A 16381-nucleotide genomic window follows, 5' to 3' on the forward strand; every position below is an offset into this window, starting at 1 on the left:
TTTTAAGAAGCATCTAAAATTGCATCAGCTTGTTCTTGTTCGTGAATAGTAGTATCAATTTCGTCAGGGAATGCTTCAGCATAAAGCCATGCTGTTACCAAGTTAGCTGCGCTAAGTTGAGGATATTGATCTAGAATATCAGCATCTTTAGCACCTTGTCGCCGATAACTTACCAATAACCAAACAGGAATGCGTGTTCCGGCAATACAAGCATCAGCACCCATTACACCAGGGGTTTTGGTAATTCCATCATTGTTGCTACTAATACCTTGGGTTAAGATGCGAATTGCTTCAACCTTTTGGGCTGGTGTTAGGGATAGTAACTGTGTTTCTAACTCTTGGGCTGTCATTGGAAACTCTCTAAGATTAACTATATTTTAACGGGGTTTGAAAGAGCAGCATTTCCAGCCAGAGGCTGGAAACGAGGTTTGAAAAGGGTTTTAAACTTAAGTTGACACCAATGCCACTCCCCATTCTTAACTAGGACGGTTATTTTCTAATCCTGGGATTTGCTTAGAAAACAATTCGTTAGGGTTAGCCTGACTATCTGAAACAACAGAACGTATACCTTCTAAGGCGGCAGGAATTGAGCGCGGATCTATAAAAATCACCTTGCTGCTATCGCTTTTACCAATTGTCGCGCCCATGTCTAGATAACCCAAGGCAAACAGAACTTCAACTGCTTTATTAGCATTAGGATTCGTCTGGAGTTTTTGGGCAATAATTTCTGATGATTCTGCGATCGCTTGGGCTTTTAAAACTTGTTGCTGACGTTCGGCTTGAGCTTTGAGAACGATCGCCTTTTGTTCAGCTTCTGCTTGCAGAATTGTTGATTTTTGACGAGCTTCGGCATCCAATATTTGCGCTTCTGCTTTACCTCTAGCACTATTAACCGCAGCTTCGCGTTCACCCTCAGAATTTAAAATTGCTGCCCGTTTGCGTCGTTCTGCCGACATTTGCAATTCCATTGATTCTCGCACCGCTTGCGAAGGAATAATATCTCGCAGTTCTACCCGCGTCACTTTCACACCCCAAGGATCTGTAGCAATGTCCAAATCTCTTAAAAGAAGTTCATTGATTTGAGAACGAGCAGTAAAGGTTTGATCTAACTCTAATTGCCCCATTTCCGAGCGAATTTGAGTCAGTACCATGTTCACCATTGCCGATTGGAGATTCTCTACCTTATACCAAGCTTTTTCCATATCCACAATCCGCCAGTAAAACACTGCATCCACCTCAATACCAACGTTGTCGCGGGTAATGCATTTTTGGGGAGGAATATCTAAGACTTTTTCCCGGATGGTTTCTCTGTAAACGATTTTATCTAAGAAAGGCATTAAAAAATTCAGCCCTGGTTCCAGCTTTTTGTTATAGCTACCCAATCTTTCCACTAAAGCTTCATTGCCCTGATTAATGACTTTTACAGACCCCACTACAGCAGAACCACCAAGGGCTAAAAATACGAGTAAAAAAAACTGTTCCATTGTAAATCTCCTGATTTTTAAGTATCAAATTTAACTCAAAAGTAAAGGAAGTAGGGCAGGGTAAGAAAAACTAATGACCAATGACTAAGAATTCAACAAATTTTCGGGTATCACAATCAAAGTAGTACCTTCTCTCCTGACTACATAAACTCTTTGATGCGGTAATATCGTAAATTTGTCATCGTCACATCGTGCTTGCCAAGAATTTCCCTCATACAGCACTCGCCCTGTTTTCCCAGGCGGAATTTCTGTTAAGGTTTCAGCTATAACTGCATCCTGAATTTTCGATTGGCGTCGTCGTGGTTGCAAAAACCGACGAGAAAGCACGATTAATAATGTGGAAAGTAATAACCAAATTAAAACTTGCAACCATACATTTCCCAACCCCACTCCAGACAGCAGCGCCACCACAAAAGCGCTAATTCCCATCATGAAGGCGACAAACGCCGATGGTAAGAACAGTTCCATCAAACACAAAACTGCTCCTGCCAGAAGCCAGATTAAGGTAAAACTTGGCATAGCGCCATCCTAGTCTCTACATTGACGTAAATGCATTTCTACGATTAGATACAGCCAGACGTAAGTTATTTACAGAAAACAAAACTTGGTATTTTTACCAATATTTTGATTATTTTCAGTAACCAAGTGTAGCTAGCAGTACACAAATCTAGTCTATTCTAGCCTTCAAATCATTGCCAGCTAAAGTTAATCGAAGTTCATAAGTTGATTGGTTTTTTAATTTATACCTTTATGATTTCTACTCAACTGATAATTTATTGTATAAATCCACGCTGTAATAGCCCCATCAATCCTATGGGTGATACTATTTGCGCCAATTGCCAAACTCCTTTAGTTCACCGCTATCTTTGGGCTACTGGCTCATTGTCTGCTCAAATCGCACCCGGCACAAAGGTAGCAGATAGGTATGAAGTAATTAGTCGCCAGATTTGGCTGGATACTCAACCGGGATTACCGCCAGATGTACCTGAAGAATTGCCAACAGAAGTAATTCCTTATCTACGGTTATATCAGGAACGGTTACATTTGCCCCAGGCTTATGGGTTTGCTAGTAGTCTTGAAGAAGATACAGCCGATATCCTTTTATTGGAAAATGCGCCGATAGATAAAGCAGGAAATATCTATCCAACTATTGTTGAGGCATGGGAGCAAGCAACGGCGGTACGACAAGTTTATTGGCTGTGGCAGATTCTCCAACTTTGGAAACCTCTATCAGAATTGGGAGTTAGCCGGAGTTTATTGGTAGTAGATAATTTGAGAGTTGAAGGTTGGTGTGTGCAACTGTTAGAACTTTACCAAACACCAACAAATGAAAAGCTGAGTTTACAAAATCTGGGGGAGTGTTGGCAGTTTTGGGTAGCCTCTGCCAAGACATCAGTTGCTAAAGAGTTACAAAACATTGTCCAGCAGATGTGTGAAACTGAGATTGAGTTAGAGGCTATTAATATTCAACTCAATAATTTATTATTAGCATCTGCGGCAGAATTGCCATTAACTTTAAAGGTGGCAGGTTCTACAGATATTGGGCCAATTATGGCGCAAAATGAAGACGCTTGCTATCCCAATGCTTTAACTGATTTAAATGAACCTTTATTGCCTTATTTGTCGATTGTTTGTGATGGCATTGGTGGACATGAAGGCGGCGAGGTTGCTAGTAAATTAGCTGTGCAGTCTGTAAAATTGCAAATTCGGGTTTTACTAGCGGAGGTTGCAAAACAAACATTACCTGTAGCGCCAGAGTTGTTACAAGAACAATTAGAGGCAAGCTTGCGGGTGGTAAATAATGTCATTTGTGCGCGTAATAATGAACAAAATCGCCAAGGCAAAGAGCGCATGGCGACAACAATTGTTATGGCGCTGCAAGTTCCCCAACGAGTACAGACGAGTACTGGTTGGCAATCAAATAATACTCATGAACTTTATTTAGCTAGTGTTGGCGATAGCCGTGCTTATTGGATTACTCGTAATTATTGCCAGTTACTCACGGTAGATGATGATGTGGCAACACGCGAAGTACGCTTTGCTAAAAGCTTGTATCGTCCGGCACTTTTGAGAGCAGATGCTAGTGCTTTAACTCAAGCATTAGGGACAAGAGATTCAGAATTTTTGCGTCTGAAAGTTCAGCGATTTATTATCGAAGAAGATGGGATATTGCTACTGTGTTCTGATGGTTTAAGTGATAATAACTGGGTGGAACAATCTTGGCAAGATTATGCAATTCCGGTGTTTGCGGGTAAACTTACACTTGATGATGCTGTCGGCAATTGGATTAAGTTGGCAAACGAAAAAAATGGGCGGGATAATACATCGGTTGTTCTCACTTATTGCCGTGTTTCTCCAGAATATTTAGTACCTGTGACTCCAGAGTTACCAGAAGAGATTATAGAAGCGGAAATACAAGAGGAAGAAATACCACTACTAGAAGAAGAAATAATAGAAGAAGAGGAACAAGAGGAATTAATTTATTTCACAGAAAGTTCGCAAACTTTGCTTGATTTGGATTTAGATTTGGAGCTTTCAGAGGAACCACCTTTAAACCCTGAAATTCCTCCAACTTTAATTACAAAACCTAATCGTGGTAAACGTTTGGTAATGCTGGGGGGAGTGTTGGCGTTGCTTGTGGGTGGTACAAGTCTGGGATTATTTGCTTGGTGGCAAATTAATCCTCAAGGGTTCCGGCAAATGTGTCGGCAATTTCCTCAAAAAGTACAGCAACTTTGTCCGCCTGAAAAGTAGAGATTGGGGATTGAGGGATATGTTATGGCGAAATATTGTAATGTTGATGATGAATATTGCAATATTGATAAGGAATATTGTGATGTTGATGCGGAATATTGCAATGTTTCTTATGAATGCTGCAATGTTGATGATGAATATTAGAGTATTGATAATAGATATTGTAATGTTGATGAGGAATATTACAATGTTCCTTATGAATGCTGTAATGTTTGTCAGGATGGCTTTAATATTCAGGGTTATAAATAAGAAAGTAGCGATCGCTAGTGGGTTAATCTAGGTTAGCGATCGCAGTATAAGCAACTTCATATCATATATTAGACTATTTTACAAAATTTTGTTTCTCTTTGTGTTTACAAAGGGAATATTTCTAAACGCATAGGCGCTTCTTTACGAGACGCTACGCGAACGCCTTCACGTAGAGTAGGAACCAATACTGCTCGGTTAAGCTCAAAAAGCTTAAATTTCGTAGGTTGGGGAGCCACTGCGTTGGGCGGCTCTGCCGACTTGAAGCAAGTGGCGTTTGAGGAACGAAACCCAACATTTCCAAGGCTTTGTTGGGTTTCACTTTGTTCAACCCAACCTACAAATTTTTTTAACCGAGCAGTATTGGGGTAGGAACGCAGAGGTTTAATAGAGGGGAGTTTTTTGTGCAAGGTTGGGAAATTATGTATTAAGTAAATATGCGGTAAGGTAAGGGTATTACAATCTGCTCTTGTTATAGAAAAGATGAATATTGACCCTGTATCTGTAGTTAATGCTATTAAGGCTGTTGCACCTGCTACTGTTTCTTTTGGTATACAACAGGCTCAACGTAATGAATATATTATTAAAATTTTAAAAAGCTTAAACCTCGACTCAATACAGTCTCCTAAAGATTTTGAAGGGGTTTATGTTTATGCTTTGGTAGAGTATGGCGTATTTAAAGCTGATTATATACTCAATTTTTTTAGAAATAAAGAGATTAAAAAATCTTTTGCCAAGGCTTTTGCAGCAAAGGCGTTGGCTATTAATAATGAGGAATGGAATACATTAAAAGATGAAGCACAAAAAACAAAAATAGATTTAGCTGAGGTTCAGAAATTTCATCAGGTTTTTGTCAGTGTGGCAAAACGTTCTATCAATCCTGGAGAAGTTATAACTAATGTACAACTTCAAGAACGCCTGAAAAAATATCCACAATCTCTAGAACAATCGCTTTATCCAGATGAGTTTAAGGCACTAATCGAAGAGAAAACTAAGGTATTTTGCGGACGGGTATTTGTATTTAAGGAGTTTGATGATTTCCTCAAAAAGCATTCCAAAGGTTATTTTACCGTAATTGGGGATGCGGGGATGGGGAAAAGTGCGATCGCGGCCCAATCTGTATCTAAATACAAAGCTATCTGCTACTTTAATATTCGGGCAGATGGTCGCAACACACTAGACCAATTTCTGCAAAGTATTCGTCAACAACTGATTAATTGTTATGAGTTAGAGAATGCAGAGAATGATAATTTACCTACTTTATTGGCGAAAGTAAATAAAAAAATTGCAGATGGTGAACGTTTGGTAATTGTGGTTGATGCACTCGATGAAGTCGAACAATCAGGGTCAGGAAATCTTTTAAGTTTACCCAAGAATCTGCCAGAAAGAATATATTTTCTGCTAACGAGGCGACGCTATGCCCAAAATGAAAAACGCTTGTTAACTGAAGAAGTTCCAGAGCAGCAGTTGGATTTAACAGCGAATGAATATAGACTCTCAAATCGAAATGATGTTAGAGAGTACATTAATAAATCTATCAATTATGAGGCAGAGGGTCATAGTTTGAAAGCATGGATTCAACAACGCAAGATTGAGCAGCTAGATTTTGTTGAGCAGGTAGCAAGAAAAAGTGAAAACAATTTTATGTACTTGTACTATGTTTTGCAAAGTATTGCTAAAGGAGATTATCAAGACTTAAGTTTAGAAGAATTGCCTGAGAAACTTCAGGGTTATTATGAACAGCATTGGAAGCAGATGGAAATGGATACTCCAGACAAGCGGACAAATGCGATTATCCTCTGTGTACTGGTTGAGGTAGGTAAACCTATTTCTTGTGAATCTATTGCCCGCATAACTAAACGAGATGAATATGATGTTTTGGAGCTTTTGAATAAGTGGCTGGAATTCTTGAGAAAACAAAAAGAAAATCAAGAAGATTATTATTCAATTTATCACCAAAGCTTTGCAGATTTTCTCCGTAATCAACCGACATTAAAAAGAGAAAAAAAGAATAATATTGATTGGCCAGAGGTTCAACGTCTGATTTCTGATTATAATGACCAATTGGGGAAAATCCTAAAATCAGGTAAGGGTGAAAATGAGTAGTTTTGCTGAGAAATTTGCCCAGTTATCTTTAAGCAACCAGCGAACCTTCCTCATTGACCCTGGTGTTAAAGCAAAAATAGGAGAGTGGGAAACACTTTACAAGAGACTGACTGATTTTGATTTTATTGATGCGAAAGTCAAGCATTCTGATTTTGGTGTGCAGTCACTAATTGAGGATTATGATTTAATTAATAACTCCGAACTGTTAAACAAGCCAGAATATAATGCAGAGCAAGTAAAAACTCTAAAATTGATTCAAGAAGCATTGCGACTTTCAGCGCATATTTTAAAAAAGATAAAATGCAACTGGCAGGGCAATTGTGGGGGCGAATGCAGCACTTTGAAGTACCGGAAATTCAAGCAATGCTTGAAGTAGCAAAGCAGCAAGTTGTACCTTGGTTGCGTCCGTTAACATCTAACTTAATTTCCCCAGGTGGAAGTTTACGTCTCACTCTCACAGGTCATAGCGCCCCGGTAAATGCAGTAGCTCTCACCCCCGATGGCAAGCAGGTGATTTCTGCTTCAGATGACAAAACACTCAAGCTCTGGAATCTAGAAACTGGCAAAGATGAGCGGACTTTTCAGGGTCATAGCAGCGTAGTAAATGCAATAGCCATTACCCCCGATGGCAAGCGGGTGATTTCTGCTTCATATGACAACACACTCAAACTCTGGAATCTAGAAACTGGCAAAGATGAGGCGACTTTCCAGGAAAGTAGTTACTGGGTAAGAGCAGTAGCTATTACCCCCGATGGCAAGCGGGTGATTTCTGCTTCATATGACAACAAACTCAAACTCTGGAATCTAGAAACTGGCAAAGATGAGCGGACTTTCCAGGGTCATAGTTACTGGGTAAGAGCAGTAGCCATTACCCCCGATGGCAAGTGGGTGATTTCTGCTTCACATGACAACAAACTCAAACTCTGGAATCTAGAAACTGGCAAAGATGAGCGGACTTTCCAGGGTCATAGTCACTGGGTAAGAGCAGTAGTCATTACCCCCGATGGCAAGCGGGTGATTTCTCCTTCAGATGACAACACACTCAAACTTTGGAATCTAGAAACTGGCAAAGATGAGCGGACTTTCCAGGGTCATAGCAACGCGGTAAATGCAGTAGCCATTACTCCCGATGGCAAGCGGGTGATTTCTGCTTCAGATGACAACACACTCAAACTCTGGAATTTAGAAACTGGCAAAGATGAGCGGACTTTCCAGGGTCATAGCAACACGGTAAATGCAGTAGCCATTACCCCCGATGGCAAGCGGGTGATTTCTGCTTCAGATGACAACACACTCAAACTCTGGAATCTAGAAACTGGCAAAGATAAGCGGACTTTCCAGGGTCATAGCAACGCGGTAAATGCAGTAGCCATTACCCCCGATGGCAAGTGGGTGATTTCTGCTTCAGATGACAACACACTCAAACTCTGGAATCTAGAAACTGGCAAAGATGAGCGGACTTTTCAGGGTCATAGCAACGCGGTAAATGCAGTAGCCATTACTCGCGATGGCAAGCGTATGATTTCTGCTTCAGATGACAACAAACTCAAACTCTGGAATCTAGAAACTGGCAAAGATGAGCGGACTTTTCAGGGTCATGGCAACGCGGTAAATGCAGTAGCCATTACTCGCGATGGCAAGCGGGTGATTTCTGCTTCAAGTGACAACACACTCAAACTCCGGAATCTAGAAACTGGCAAAGATGAGCGGACTTTCCAGGGTCATAGTAACAGGGTAAGAACAGTAACCATCACTCCCAATGGCAAGCGGGTGATTTCTGCTTCAGATGACAACACACTTAAACTCTGGAATCTAAAAACTGGCAAACATGAGCGGACTTTTCAGGGTCATAGCGACAGGGTAAGAGCAGTAGCCATTACTCGCGATGGCAAGCGGGTGATTTCTGCTTCAAATGACAAGACACTCAAACTCTGGAATCTAGAAACTGGCAAAGATGAGCGGACTTTTCAGGGTCATAGTGGCTGGGTAAGTGCAGTAGCCATTACCCCCAATGGCAAGCGGGTGATTTCTGCTTCAGATGACAACACACTCAAACTCTGGAATCTAGAAACTGGAGAAGAAATTGCCACTTTTACAGGAGAGGCTCCATTTTATTGCTGTGTTATTGCACCGGATGGGGTGACTGTTGTGGCAGGGGAGTCATCAGGGAGAGTGCATTTTTTGCGGTTGGAGAATGTTTAAAAAGTATGAACACTTCACCTCGACCGCCAACACCAATCAATTCCCCCTCTTACCCAACAGAATTTCAACAAGTCATTCTCAAAAAAAGTCAAAACTTTGTTGGTCGCGCCTTCGTCTTCACCGCAATATCCAACTTTCTCCAGCGTTACGATCGCGGTTACTTTACCATAATTGGCGCACCCGGTAGCGGCAAAAGTGCCATCCTCGCCAAATACGTCACAGAAAATCCCCAAGTTCTCTATTACAACGCCCAACTCCCAGGCAAAAATCGCGCTGAGGAATTTATTACTACTATCAGCACACAAATAGAGACGCAAAATTTTACGTCTCTACATTCCCTGCTTCAGCAAGTCAGCGACAAACTAGAACCTCAGCAAAAGTTTATTATTGCTATCGATGCCTTAGATGCTGTTAACCACACCGACCAAACAAAAGGCTCAAATCTCTTGTATCTTCCCAGATATCTGCCGCGTGGCGTTTATTTCCTTCTTACCCGCCGCCCATACCTGCGAAAACAATCCGGTTTGTTGATTGAAACACCTTTTCAAATTCTTGACTTAGCAGCATACCCACAAGAAAACCACGAAGATATTCAAGCATACATTCGGCAATATGTCAACAATGACGAAGAACTTACAGCACAGCTAATAGCCAAAAGCGAAAACAACTTCATGTATCTCAGCGAGATATTATTATATGTTGTCTCTGAGAGCGATGCCTGCGGCGGGCAAAGCCATCGCACAGCATATCTGAGAGAAGCGATCGTAACAGAACAACTCCCCCCTGCTTTAAAGGCGTATTATCAGCAGCATAAGCACAAGATGATTCCCCCTCATGCGCCAAGTCAAGAGAGGGAATTGAAATTATCTGTGCTGCGTGTGTTAGTGCAGACTGCACTTCTCTACGAGAGGCTGCGCCAACAGATTGACTCAGTGACAGCCGCAGCGATCGCTAGTACAATTGATGCTGATGAATATGATGTTGAAGAAATTCTAGAAAATTGGCGTGAGTTTTTAACACTCCAGCAAATAGATCGAGAAATTAGCTACAGTGTTTACCATTCAAGCTTTCGAGATTTCTTAAGCAAGCAAACTTTGGCTAGTGAGTCTAACCAAACTATCTAAACGCAAACATTATAACTCTACTACGGCAGCCCTATTTCTTCAAACTTTGCGATCGCCAAAGGCTTAGGGACTTGTAAAAAATAAATTATCCCAAATTATTTCTAGATTTGTAGGGGCGCAAGGTCTTGCGCCTTCCTCTCGCCCTGCGCCCTAGCACCTACGTTAGTTCTAGTCCACCTTGATAACCAGTAACAATGCGGCTACCATCTTTAAGAATATGAACCTCAATTTGGTCGCTAGCCCAAGTAATTTGGTCTTGAAAAGCCGGGTTTAATACCCGAACCCGTTGATTGCTAGAAGAAACTGGAGAGTCGGGAGAGTTAATTGCTAGAGATTCTACAAAAGGCCCGTCAACCAAAATATCGAGTTGTTCTAATAATTCTTGGGAACCTGGCGGCGCCGATTGAGACTGTAGCTGCTTGAGAGTGAATCCAGTAAAAGACATAATATTTAACCCAGCAGCTTTTAGCCGACGGGCTAAAGATGCAAGTGCAGTTGCTTGCCAAAACGGTTCTCCACCGGAGAACGTTACACCTGTGTTGCGGGGATTGCTGAGAATATTCTCGGCAAGGGTATCAACAGCAATTAATTGGTTAGCCTCAAATGACCAAGAGTTAGTATTAAAGCAACCAGGACACTCACGAAGACAACCTTGTACCCAAATGACTGCACGACAACCTGGGCCATTAACTTCTGACTGATCAACGTAACCCATAATGTTGAGATAACCAGGGGGAATTTCCATGAGTGCTAGTGATGGGTCAGTTGGCTTAATTTCCATCTCTTTAACTCCATTTAGCCGTTGTCTGTTAACTATAGCGAATCTGTAATTACATAACTGTGAAAATAGTTATATATGCTCTTTTAATAAAGCCCTATTCGCTAGCTGTATTCTGATAAGAAGTAGGCGATCTTGTTTCTCGAACAGAATTCAGGATTGTTTATAGCGGTTGCCGCACAGGTAAGGTACAAAAAACAATTAACCACAGATGAACAAAGTAGGGTAGCACAGCTGTGCTACCCTACCCATGTAACTCATTCAAAAGAGAATCTCTATTTTTGAAGAAGAATTCAGAAGTCAGAATTCAGGAGTCAGAATAAATCAGTGGGGGATTCAGACCCACCACTGATAGCGTAGCGTTAGCGAGTCATCGAGCGTCTTTAAGACCACCAACTTTTCTTGTTTTGTGGGGGTTTTAAACCCGTTTATTCATGCGCCACTCGTACAGAATTTATTCTGAATTCTGACTCCTGACTCCTGAATTCTGTTTAGATAAATCTAAAACAACAAGCTTTGCACTAACCATCAAACTGGACGACAACCAGACAAAATACTGTGCATATTCACTACTTGTCCAATAACTGCGATCGCAGGCGCACCAAATCCAGTTTCTTCTACCTGTTTGACAATTGTCTCTAAAGTACCAATCAATTCTTCTTGTTCTGGTCGTGTACCCCAGCGCACCAAAGCAATAGGTGTTTCTAAATTTAACCCAGCTATACTTAATTGCTCCACAATATAAGGTAGATTGTGAATTCCCATATAAATCACAATGGTTTCAGAACCGTGAGCGATCGCACTCCAATCCACTTTCGGTCTATACTTACCTGCCGCCTCATGACCAGTCACAAATGTAACTGATGAACTATACAGCCGATGAGTCAATGGAATACCTGAGTATGCTGCGGCTGCAATTCCCGAAGTGATACCGGGCACAACCTCCGTTGATATTCCTGCGTTGATTAATTCTTCCATCTCTTCGCCACCGCGACCAAAAATAAAAGGATCACCACCCTTTAACCGCACCACAATTGCATGATCTTGCGCTTTCTCAATCAGCAATTGAGTTGTTTCTTCCTGGAACAGCGAATGTTTTCCCCTGCGCTTACCAGCGTTAATTTGCTCCGCTTGGGGATTAATCATTGCCAAAATTGGCGGACTCACTAAGGCATCATAGATAACTACATCTGCACATTCCAATAAACTTTTTGCCTTCAGGGTAATTAGTCCTGGATCTCCTGGCCCCGCACCAACTAAATAAACCTTTCCCAAATACTTGTTCTCCTGTTTTTCTGTGCGGTTCATCTATCTGGTGAACTACCCACACTGACTTGGAGTACCAAGTACAGTGTCGGCTTCTGTAATCACGGGGGAGTGCCTAAACTTAGACTTTCGTCCAAGAGCAGGACTTACCTTCCCTCCTACAGCAGAGACGGCTGAACCTTCCGCCTTTATCATTCTGATACCCTCTGCTCTAATATTCTGCGCGGCGTTCGCGTCCCTGTCATGATGAGTATTGCAATGAGGACAAGTCCACTCACGGACATCCAACGGCATCTCACCTATTTGATAGAAACAACTAGAGCAAAGTTTTGAACTGGGGAACCATCTATCAATTTCAACTAATTTTCCACCTCTGCGTTCTAGCTTGTAGGCTAAGAAGTTAGTGAATGTTCCCCACCCAACATCAGATATTGATTTTGCCAATTTATGGTTGCGTACCATGCCTAATACATGAAAATTCTCCACTATGACAGCTTGGCTATCGCTGACCAACTTATAACTAAGTTTATGTAGAAAATCCTGCCGCGAATTACTAACTTGCTCGTACACCTTGGCAACAACTTTTCTATATCTATTTCTTGACTTACTTCCTTTTTGTTTACGTGCTAATTTTTTCTGCTTACGTTTGAGGTTTTTTTCGTGTTTGGCAAGGTGTTTAGGATTCTCGTATTTAGAGATTTTCTCGCCGTCATTAACAACAGCGAAATGTTTCAGCCCTAAATCAATGCCGTAAATCTTGCCCTCTGAAACAGTAGGGTTTTCACCTTCTAACTCAGTAAGGATAGATGCAAGGTATTTACCAGAAGGTGTTTTACTTACAGTAACAGTCTTGATTTCCCCCTCAATCTGTCTATGTATTTTTGCTTTGATTATCCCAATATTACCTGGAAGCTTTACACTGCCATCTCCAATCTTGACGTTTTGAGGATACTGAATAGACTGTTTTCCATGCTTGGATTTGAATTTAGGGAATCCAGCACGTTTTTCAAAAAAGTTTTTGTAGGCTGTAGTTAGATTCAGTGTCGTAGCCTGTAAAACTTGGCTATAACAATCAGCTAACCACACAGTCTCTTCTGCCTTTTTGAGTGTAGGAAGAAATGCGTTGAGCGCTGCACGGCTAAGTCCTTTCCCTGTCTCCTTATAAGTTTCAATTGACTTATTTAGGGCATAGTTCCACCACCAACGAGCGCAGCCAAAAGCTTGAGCTAGTTGAATTTGCTGTTCCAGTGACGGATATAAACGGACTTGTACTACCTTGTGTAACACTCAACATCACCTCCTTGATGTACTTGTTTTACCATAAATATATATTCATATATTCTGGTAAAGTATTAAAACAAAACAATTGTTGATTCGTCATACATCTAATATTTTTTTTGCTATGCAAAAAATTAATATTAGATGCAATCCTTATCAACCGCTTTATATCCCGCCACTGGAAACGGAAGTACCAAATTCAGTGGGGGACTTACGGCGTAATAGTTAAATCCCAAATTAGCTCGGCTAATTCTGCACTTGCTCCCAGTGGCTCTGCCAATTGGAAATTCACCGCAGAAAATTGTAATTTTAGCTCCTCTATTGAGGCTGCGATCGCATCGGTTATTCCACCAGCAAATAAAAAGTATGGCAAGATTGCAATTTCTCTATAACCAGCATCTACCAACTCTTTCACCCGTGATTCTAAACTTGGAGGGCTAGCCCAATAAGCAGTCACTGCTCCCAAACTCGCCGCCATTGCTTCGATAGTTTCTTGGGAACCTGGACGACGGCTACCATGAGCTAAGAGAATCCATGCTTCTGTTTTTATAGCGGCTGTTTGCTTTGCCAGCAATTTCTCTAAATTGGGATGAGAGCCTAAATATGGTTGCACCTCAATGATGATATGTTGACCAACAGCCTGTTGTGCTAGTGCTACCTCGGCAGGAATATCTGTCATCACATGGACTCCCGGCAGCAGAAATAGCGGTACAATTTTTAGGCGATTCTCATTTTGAGAGAGTGTGCGTAGACCGCCATCGCCAAAAACGCTGTTAGCAAATTGTTGAATCTGCTCGTGTAAAGGCTGAGGACTCATTTCCAAAGCAGCTATACCAACCAAATGTTCGCTATTTGATAGGTTATGGTTTTCTGACAATTTGTTATGTACCAGCTTTGCTAGTTGCTGCATAGCAATTTCTGGGCGGCGATCGCGACTTCCGTGAGATACTAGCAGATACGCAGATGACATCGGCAAAGCTTAAACTCTCAGTGACTAATTATCTATCTTACTTAATATCAAGCTGGTGTAATAGGTACTCTGGTAATTATTGAAACTATTATCAATTACTAAATAGAAGTATTTTTAATCACTTTTATAGGGAACTCCAAAAATTAAATTGACTATCAGCCCCTGCTTCCCCTGCTCCCCCTACTCCTTACTCTTTCTCCGCAGTGTAAGTATAAAATTGATCAAAAGCTCCCACCGTTTCAAATTTGTAAGAAGGTATCCAAGAGTTTATTTTTAAATCTGTACGGTAAATGCTAAAAATAATGTAATTTTGCCTTTCTGTAGTCCTGGCAATAATTTCTTGGATTTGCGGGTTAGCCGAGTCAACCAACTTATCACAATTAAAACGGATTAAATTTTCTATAAGATTGGTGGTTTTTTTGCACACATCGGTTTTTAAGTATTCTGTCAGCCGTTGCACTGCATATTCTTCATACTCAACTTGACTGGGATTGGTCTTCGCCATTGCCACACCCAAGACGGCGAGTCCTGCTGCTGCTCCACTATATACGATGATGGTCAATGGTTTCATGTTTGCCAAGTAAAATTCCTTGTAATTGTTAGATTTCAGAGACTCTAAATCAACTTAATCCGTTCCTTAAAAAAAACTCTTGATCCCTTGCCAAATTATTGCTATAATTCAAATTGTTGAATGGCGAGCGTAGCCAAGTGGTTAAGGCAGTGGTTTGTGGTACCACCATTCGTGGGTTCAATTCCCATCGTTCGCCCTACATAATTTAATAGTGATATATTCCCATACAAATATAGGTCGTGGTTGTGAATATTCATAACCTCTACTTTAGCAAGAATCTATCGTCTACAAGTTTATGGATTTGCAAGGGTTGCAAATACACAATAATTGATTAGATTATCTTATCAGGAAGCTGATGTATATAAGCAAATCTACTTTGTAAATGAAAATAGTAGATGTGCAATGTCTGAGGACAAGCCACTTTTTTACGAACCTGATATAGCGGTTCCCACTCAGATGCGGTACAACATTATATCGCCAGGTGTAGGGGCACAGCAGTGCCCATTGGTGTCAACTTAAGCTAAAAATAGCTTCTCGCTTTGCCTCCACACCCGCCTTGGAATCAATTCCAAGGCTAATAGTTAAAGTCTACTAAAGTAGACTAAAGATTTTTCGGATTATTTAGTCATCTTCAGATGACTTTCGCTATGTCTCGCAAGGAACTTCAGTTCCTTGCGAGACATAGCTTTTACGTTAAGTTGACACCTATGGGCAGTGCCGTGCCCCTACGGGTGTACCTCACGTAAACGAGAACCTCTATAGTATAAAAAATTTAATAAGTAAGAGTTTGGACTACTCCTGCTATGAATCCAGATGCTGTCTAACTAGCTAATTTTTTTAAATGACAGTCTTTTCTTGTTGCTTAGAATCTGACATTAAAAACAGTTTCGGGAATAAAAGCCCAGAACGATTTTTGTAGTCATCAAACTCAGAGTAACGAGATAAAGAAGAGTCTTTCTTAAGCATATTTGGAATAAATACCGTGCTGATAAAACCTCCAAGAATCAAGAATGGCAACCAGTGTTGAGTCAGCATAGCGAAGGCAGTATAAATAAATATTTCTCCCAGATAATTTGTGTTCCGGCAACGAGCAAAGAATCCTTCTGTTATTAATCCCTTCTGATACTTAAGGGTATAGTACTTTTGGGCATCGCTAGCAAAGTGTAGAAAAACACCCAAGATATTCAAGGAAATGGCTACTGCTACTAGTGGTAGTGGTGGTACTGTGCCACTACTAATTAGAATAAAGGGTGCTATCCAATATAAGCTCACTAGAATAAAGCCGAAAATGCTCTGTGGAATAGAAGCAAATTGCTCCCATTGTTTATCTGGAAATAGCTGGTCTTTGAGTAGCCACAGAAAGCCATAAGTACCATGAAGTGCTAAATACACCCAAGCGCCAAGAGTGAAATTCTGGTAAACAAACATAAGTCCGAGTACAAAAAAGAATGTTAGTCCTTTATGGAGATTGATGGTATGTTTAGCTTTCATAATCTGGATATTGTTTTCTAGATTTTTTTGTGCCTTTATGATTAAATAAAGCATTTCAGGGCATGATTGATTGTGCCCGCAACCAATATTATTATGCAGTGATTTCCTAAC

General features: G+C 40.9%; 15 protein-coding genes and 1 tRNA gene. 6 read left to right on the plus strand and 10 right to left on the minus strand.

The window, feature by feature from the left end:
* Nucleotides 1-2: 2 nt before the first annotated feature.
* From ANSO36C_RS01840 to ANSO36C_RS01850, 3 genes are all read right to left on the minus strand, one after another.
* Nucleotides 3-350, minus strand: a complete 348-nt coding sequence (locus ANSO36C_RS01840) for a DUF433 domain-containing protein (protein ID WP_251958132.1) — start codon at nucleotides 348-350, stop codon at nucleotides 3-5.
* A gap of 126 nt (nucleotides 351-476) precedes the next feature.
* Nucleotides 477-1484: an SPFH domain-containing protein gene (locus tag ANSO36C_RS01845; RefSeq protein ID WP_251958133.1), complete on the minus strand. Its 1008-nt coding sequence runs from the start codon at nucleotides 1482-1484 to the stop codon at nucleotides 477-479.
* 84 nt (nucleotides 1485-1568) lie between these two features.
* A complete protein-coding gene (locus ANSO36C_RS01850) occupies nucleotides 1569-2003 on the minus strand; it encodes an NfeD family protein (RefSeq protein WP_251958134.1) in 435 nt (144 codons plus the stop codon).
* Between the two features lie 231 nt (nucleotides 2004-2234).
* Here ANSO36C_RS01850 and ANSO36C_RS01855 point away from each other — a divergent pair, with 231 nt between their 5' ends.
* Nucleotides 2235-4238, plus strand: coding sequence for a protein phosphatase 2C domain-containing protein (locus ANSO36C_RS01855; RefSeq protein ID WP_251958135.1), 2004 nt, complete (start codon nucleotides 2235-2237; stop codon nucleotides 4236-4238).
* 353 nt (nucleotides 4239-4591) lie between these two features.
* Here ANSO36C_RS01855 and ANSO36C_RS01860 read toward each other — a convergent pair whose 3' ends face one another.
* Nucleotides 4592-4894, minus strand: coding sequence for a hypothetical protein (locus tag ANSO36C_RS01860; protein WP_251958136.1), 303 nt, complete (start codon nucleotides 4892-4894; stop codon nucleotides 4592-4594).
* 73 nt (nucleotides 4895-4967) lie between these two features.
* Between ANSO36C_RS01860 and ANSO36C_RS01865 the strand changes: the two genes are divergently transcribed.
* The 4 genes from ANSO36C_RS01865 to ANSO36C_RS01880 are packed head-to-tail and all read left to right on the plus strand — an operon-like array spanning nucleotide 4968 to nucleotide 9916.
* Entirely contained in the window at nucleotides 4968-6590 is a 1623-nt protein-coding gene (locus tag ANSO36C_RS01865) for an ATP-binding protein (protein ID WP_251958137.1), read from the plus strand.
* Nucleotides 6583-6966 (plus strand): hypothetical protein, encoded by a 384-nt coding sequence (locus tag ANSO36C_RS01870; protein WP_251958138.1) that lies wholly within the window; start codon nucleotides 6583-6585, stop codon nucleotides 6964-6966. The genes ANSO36C_RS01865 and ANSO36C_RS01870 overlap by 8 nt, the downstream gene beginning before the upstream one ends.
* The gene (locus ANSO36C_RS01875) at nucleotides 6921-8792 is read left to right on the plus strand and encodes a WD40 repeat domain-containing protein (RefSeq protein ID WP_251958139.1); all 1872 of its coding nucleotides are present in this window, start codon (nucleotides 6921-6923) and stop codon (nucleotides 8790-8792) included. Before ANSO36C_RS01870 ends, ANSO36C_RS01875 begins: the two co-directional genes overlap by 46 nt.
* Nucleotides 8793-8797: 5 nt before the next feature.
* On the plus strand, nucleotides 8798-9916 hold the full coding sequence (locus ANSO36C_RS01880; protein ID WP_251958140.1) for an AAA family ATPase: 1119 nt from the start codon (nucleotides 8798-8800) through the stop codon (nucleotides 9914-9916).
* A 157-nt stretch (nucleotides 9917-10073) separates the two neighbouring features.
* Here the strand turns inward: ANSO36C_RS01880 and ANSO36C_RS01885 are convergent, their stop codons facing one another.
* From ANSO36C_RS01885 to ANSO36C_RS01905, 5 genes are all read right to left on the minus strand, one after another.
* Nucleotides 10074-10697: a 4Fe-4S single cluster domain-containing protein gene (locus ANSO36C_RS01885; RefSeq protein WP_251958141.1), complete on the minus strand. Its 624-nt coding sequence runs from the start codon at nucleotides 10695-10697 to the stop codon at nucleotides 10074-10076.
* A 525-nt stretch (nucleotides 10698-11222) separates the two neighbouring features.
* A complete protein-coding gene (cobA, locus tag ANSO36C_RS01890; RefSeq protein ID WP_251958142.1) occupies nucleotides 11223-12002 on the minus strand; it encodes a uroporphyrinogen-III C-methyltransferase in 780 nt (259 codons plus the stop codon).
* Nucleotides 12003-12014: 12 nt separating this feature from the next.
* The gene (locus ANSO36C_RS01895; RefSeq protein WP_251958143.1) at nucleotides 12015-13247 is read right to left on the minus strand and encodes an RNA-guided endonuclease InsQ/TnpB family protein; all 1233 of its coding nucleotides are present in this window, start codon (nucleotides 13245-13247) and stop codon (nucleotides 12015-12017) included.
* A gap of 202 nt (nucleotides 13248-13449) precedes the next feature.
* Nucleotides 13450-14208, minus strand: coding sequence for a sirohydrochlorin chelatase (locus tag ANSO36C_RS01900; RefSeq protein ID WP_251958144.1), 759 nt, complete (start codon nucleotides 14206-14208; stop codon nucleotides 13450-13452).
* 187 nt (nucleotides 14209-14395) lie between these two features.
* Nucleotides 14396-14779 (minus strand): DUF4359 domain-containing protein, encoded by a 384-nt coding sequence (locus ANSO36C_RS01905; protein ID WP_251960226.1) that lies wholly within the window; start codon nucleotides 14777-14779, stop codon nucleotides 14396-14398.
* Nucleotides 14780-14902: 123 nt separating this feature from the next.
* Here ANSO36C_RS01905 and ANSO36C_RS01910 point away from each other — a divergent pair.
* Nucleotides 14903-14975, plus strand: a tRNA-His gene (locus tag ANSO36C_RS01910).
* Between the two features lie 641 nt (nucleotides 14976-15616).
* Here the strand turns inward: ANSO36C_RS01910 and ANSO36C_RS01915 are convergent.
* Nucleotides 15617-16270: a methyltransferase family protein gene (locus ANSO36C_RS01915; RefSeq protein WP_251958145.1), complete on the minus strand. Its 654-nt coding sequence runs from the start codon at nucleotides 16268-16270 to the stop codon at nucleotides 15617-15619.
* Between the last annotated feature and the right edge of the window lie 111 nt (nucleotides 16271-16381).

This window comes from Nostoc cf. commune SO-36, assembly GCF_023734775.1.
In the GTDB taxonomy this organism is placed as follows: domain Bacteria; phylum Cyanobacteriota; class Cyanobacteriia; order Cyanobacteriales; family Nostocaceae; genus Nostoc; species Nostoc commune_A.